The organism is Romboutsia sp., from assembly GCF_051659545.1.
In the GTDB taxonomy this organism is placed as follows: Bacteria; Bacillota; Clostridia; order Peptostreptococcales; family Peptostreptococcaceae; genus JBOFOR01.
Map to the genome: position 1 here is coordinate 1 of NZ_JBOFOR010000308.1, position 3,525 is coordinate 3,525.

Annotated in this window: 5 protein-coding genes; 1 reads left to right on the forward strand and 4 read right to left on the reverse strand. The window is 31.3% G+C overall.

Translation table 11 applies throughout. From position 1 onward, the window contains the following. Window positions 1-11: 11 nt before the first annotated feature. From ACRC03_RS18450 to ACRC03_RS18465, 4 genes are read right to left on the reverse strand one after another with little or no spacing between them, the layout of a single operon-like run. Window positions 12-803 (reverse strand): recombinase RecT, encoded by a 792-nt coding sequence (locus tag ACRC03_RS18450; RefSeq protein WP_438654074.1) that lies wholly within the window; start codon window positions 801-803, stop codon window positions 12-14. 48 nt (window positions 804-851) lie between these two features. Continuing rightward, a complete protein-coding gene (locus ACRC03_RS18455) occupies window positions 852-1,823 on the reverse strand; it encodes a YqaJ viral recombinase family protein (protein WP_438654075.1) in 972 nt (323 codons plus the stop codon). 36 nt (window positions 1,824-1,859) lie between these two features. Beyond that, window positions 1,860-2,666 (reverse strand): phage antirepressor KilAC domain-containing protein, encoded by an 807-nt coding sequence (locus ACRC03_RS18460; protein WP_438654076.1) that lies wholly within the window; start codon window positions 2,664-2,666, stop codon window positions 1,860-1,862. A 44-nt stretch (window positions 2,667-2,710) separates the two neighbouring features. After that, window positions 2,711-2,929: a helix-turn-helix transcriptional regulator gene (locus tag ACRC03_RS18465; protein ID WP_438654077.1), complete on the reverse strand. Its 219-nt coding sequence runs from the start codon at window positions 2,927-2,929 to the stop codon at window positions 2,711-2,713. A 276-nt stretch (window positions 2,930-3,205) separates the two neighbouring features. On the opposite strand from ACRC03_RS18465, the gene ACRC03_RS18470 reads away from it, so the two are divergent. Beyond that, the coding region (locus ACRC03_RS18470) for a helix-turn-helix domain-containing protein (protein ID WP_438654078.1) at window positions 3,206-3,525 on the forward strand (320 nt) is incomplete at its 3' end.

The following is a 3,525-nucleotide window of genomic DNA, read 5'->3' on the forward strand; positions in this document are numbered from 1 at the left end:
GGAAGGAAGACTTATATATCCCCACCAAGCGGTATAATCTCATCCCCTATAGATTCCACCAGTAACATGTCACTATCAATACCAGATTTAACACTTTCATCAAAGGCTACTGCTCGTTGTAGCTCTATACTCAAAGGAGCATATTTTAATAGTTTCTTAATTACAGTTTTCTTAGCCATAGCATCAAATTCTTTTTCCCATATACCACCTTCAAAGTTTTTAGAATACTTTTTACCATGGTTCATCACTTCCTCCTTAGTCATAAACACAAAACCATATCCATTAGGCTCTAAATGATAAACAGCATAATACCCAATTACCTCTCCTCTATCTCCACTTAACAAAGGTTTGTGTATTAACTTTTGCTCTAGTCCATAATCTATGTCAAACTCATCATTAGCCCTTACCTCATGGGCATAAAGTGTTTTTATTTTTCCACTTCTATGAGCTAATTCTAATAATCCCTTGTATCCTATTTGAAATTGTACCTTATCAATTCCTTTGACCTTGTATGGTATAAGGTAGGCTTGTCCAAGTGGTGTGTTCGGCTCTAGTCCTAATTGAGCACTTTGCATCATTGCTGCAATAAAGGTCATTGGCTCACAACCTTGTAATTTTGGATTTGAGTTAAAAGCTGTAAGAGCTACTCTTTGAAATCTTTCACTTGCTAGTTGACTTGGAAGTGCTGATTGAATTTCTCCTTTCATTTTTATCATAAGTTGCTTCATTGCATAACTTGGATTTATAGTTACTCCGCTTCCTTTAGCTTCATTGTTTTTTAATACATTTTTTAAATCACTCATCTTTTTTCCCCTTTTATTGAAATTTGTGTATTTTCTAATTACAATTAATTAAATTCTAAATACTCTAGAGGTAGTAGTTTTCATATACTTCTCTGCTATCTCTGGTAACTCTTCTTTTAACCTTTTACTATCAATACTCTTTCTCTCTTGCTTCTTCCAAGTGATTCTCCTATCACCAATAAAAGCTACTTCATATTCCTTCATCTGATTTTGTATATGCTGCTCTATCTTCTTTTTCTCCAAATCTATTTCCTTGTAAAGTTGGTTTATTTCATCATACCTATTAATCACAGTATCTTGCTCAAACAATATTACTTCCTCATCCTTGCTATCCTTATAATATTCCTGTAGGACCTTTGAATAATCATAACTACCATCTGGAGCTGGTATATTATCACCTAGCACACACTTGTCCCAAAACATAGCTTCAAGCTTCATTATTTCATTAATAACTTCTTCATCTCTATCTATCCTATGAATAACAAGCTCCTCATTTCCAACCAGTGCAGCCACATAACAATGAGTAGCTCCTGTAACTGCCATATAATGATTTACTTGTATTTGATAATGTATGGGTACTCCTACTTCCCATACTTTCTTAGAAAAACTATTAGTAACCTTACACTCTAAAAATGCTTTTTCTCCTACTACTGCTCTATCAATGTTGGCAATAGCAAATGGATATTTTTCATTTTTTAAAACCCCATTTACATTTCTAACCTTCTTGCCAGTTTTTAAAGTGAACTCCCTTGCTACAAATTCCTCTAACTTCTTGCCTAGCTCCATTCTATAACTTACCTTTTCATCTTTTGTAGCTTCGGGTTCTTCTCCTTGGTAGCCTGCATTATGGATATAGTCAACTTTTTCTAAAAATATGCTTACGGAACTTTTATATGGATTTAGTCCTAATACACTTGCTGCATCACTTCCACCAATTCCTGACTTTCTTATGTTGAGCCACACACTTCTCTCCATATCCTTAGTTTCATATACAATATCTGCATCTAAGTATTTTCTCATTCTCTCTCCCCTATTTATATATTTATCCTGACACAACTAAATATTAAATTGTTGCTCAAAATACATCTGCCCCTTACCTGTTATCAGTGTTGTAGTAGCTAATATTTCTCCTTCAACAGTATTTACTACTCTTTCACATATGCTAAACAAACCTTGATCTATATATATTTGCTTTGGCATATTTTTGTCTTTTCCATTTTTTATAAAGTAGCCATTGTCTCTAAACCAACTAAACAATCTATTTCTTCCTATTTTTACATTGTTATTATTAAGAAGTTTTGCAAATTGACCTACAGTTATAGAATCACTACTTGCTTCTATCCTTTTTGCAAAGTTTGTATATGGTTTATCTAGTGTTATAATGGCTTCTAATGTATCTGCTCTTTTTTGTTGTGCCATCCTTTGTTCTTTTTCTGATTTTAGTTTATTGGCCATTTGTATTATAAAGTCTGGATTGTTTAAAGTTTGTTCAATAGCCTCATCATTCATATACACACCATTTTTTCTAATACTTGGTAGTACATGATCCATTAGCCATCTTTCAAATTTTTTAGCACTTGGTAATTTTGATCTAATTATTAGCCTATATACATTTCCTTCATCTATGAATTTCTTACTTACATGTTGAAATACTTCACTTCCATCACCTTTAGTTCCAGTAACTACCCCCACGTCGGAAAACACGACTCCCTCTTCATAACATAGCCTAAGTATTGCATCCCTTGGGTTTATGTATCCTAATGCTTTTGCTATAGGTGTAGCTTCAAAGTATTCTTTATTATTTATTGATATTACATTCACATCTCCAAATTCTTCATTTGAAAATACCATCAAATTATTCACTTTTACTCCCCCCGTTTTCTATTTCAGCACATTTTGTATTTTTTCTAGCTCTTTGGTAATTTGTTAGAGAAAAAAATATCATTGGTTTCATCAAATGTTAAATCTAAACATTCAATCACTTTTAATATTTCATCAACAGTAAATACTATTTTTCCATTTTCCTTAAAGTTGTAAGTCTTATGAGATATCCCCATCTTCTTTGCTAATTCATATTGATACAACCCTTTAAGTACACGCTTTGATTTAAGTAACCTTAATTTCAAATTAATCCCCTCCTTAATTTCTCTCTGTTTCTGTAATTTAATATTAATACCAATTAATATCTATAGTCAAGGAAAAATATGGCTTTTTGTATATATTTTTATCAATATTTACCATTTGGTAAAATTACATTCCTTTTAGGTAATATAGTCTTTAATTCTTTCTATTTCATAAATTTATTTTCTAATTTATCAATTATAATCAAATTATTTACGTTTTGTTAATTTTTCTTTTATTATTGGTAAATTTATACTATAATGTTTTTAGAGGTGATATTAATGGAAAGTATCGGAGACAGAATTACAAAAGCAAGACGTTACGTAGGTATGAATCAAAAAGAGCTATGTGAGAAAGCTGAAATAAATGAAGCAACTCTTTCAAGATATGAAAACGGACTTAGAGAACCTAAGGCTGCTACTCTTTCAAAATTAGCAGAAATTTTAGAAGTATCTACAGACTATCTACTTGGTATAACAGATATTAGAAACTATAGAACTTTACAAGATGACATGAACAAAGATGTTGAAAGTATATATGAAAATACTAAAGAAATGTTAAAACAAAATGGTTTAATGCTATATGGAAAACCAGCTACTAA

Coding starts and splice junctions, on each gene's coding strand:
- ACRC03_RS18450 (WP_438654074.1), bottom strand. CDS start 803: ATGAGTGATTTAAAAAATGTATTAAAAAACAATGAAGCTAAAGGAAGC.
- ACRC03_RS18455 (WP_438654075.1), bottom strand. CDS start 1,823: ATGAGAAAATACTTAGATGCAGATATTGTATATGAAACTAAGGATATG.